Source organism: Alcaligenes sp. GCM10023179 (assembly GCF_042653705.1).
In the GTDB taxonomy this organism is placed as follows: Bacteria; Pseudomonadota; Gammaproteobacteria; order Burkholderiales; family Burkholderiaceae_B; genus Alcaligenes; species Alcaligenes phenolicus.
On the sequence record NZ_JBHSIQ010000009.1, the window covers coordinates 1 to 923 of the forward strand.

Consider the following 923-nt stretch of genomic DNA (forward strand, 5'->3'; position numbering starts at 1 on the left):
CACGTTGACTGCCCCGGCCACGCTGACTACGTCAAGAACATGATTACCGGTGCTGCCCAGATGGACGGCGCTATCTTGGTTTGCTCGGCCGCTGACGGCCCAATGCCCCAGACTCGCGAGCACATCCTGCTGAGCCGTCAGGTTGGCGTTCCTTACATCATCGTGTTCCTGAACAAGGCCGACATGGTTGATGACGAAGAGCTGATCGAACTGGTTGAAATGGAAGTTCGCGAACTGTTGTCCAAGTACGACTTCCCTGGCGACGACACCCCGATCATCAAGGGTTCGGCCAAACTGGCTCTGGAAGGCGACGAAGGCCCACTGGGCAGCCAAGCCGTTCTGGCTCTGGCCGAAGCGCTGGACAGCTACATTCCTACGCCTGAGCGTGCCGTTGACGGTACCTTCCTGATGCCTGTTGAAGACGTGTTCTCGATCTCCGGCCGTGGTACGGTTGTGACCGGTCGTATTGAGCGCGGCATCATCAAAGTCGGCGAAGAAATCGAAATCGTGGGTATCAAAGACACGGTCAAGACCATTTGTACCGGCGTTGAAATGTTCCGCAAACTGCTGGACCAGGGCGAAGCTGGCGATAACGTCGGTCTGCTGCTGCGTGGTACCAAGCGTGAAGACGTGGAACGTGGTCAGGTTCTGGCCAAACCCGGTTCGATCAAGCCACACACCGACTTCGACGCCGAGGTGTACATTCTGTCCAAAGAAGAAGGTGGTCGTCACACTCCTTTCTTCAAGGGCTACCGTCCTCAGTTCTACTTCCGTACAACTGACGTGACCGGCACCATCGAGCTGCCAGAAGACAAGGAAATGGTTCTGCCAGGCGACAACATTTCGATGAAAGTGTCCCTGATCGCTCCTATCGCCATGGAAGAAGGTCTGCGCTTCGCTATTCGCGAAGGCGGCCGTACCGT

General features: G+C 56.6%; 1 protein-coding gene. It reads left to right on the forward strand.

All coding sequences use genetic code 11. The features are described 5' to 3' along the window. On the forward strand, positions 1–923 hold a 923-nt coding region (tuf, locus tag ACFPDR_RS18870), incomplete at both ends, for an elongation factor Tu (protein WP_376911764.1).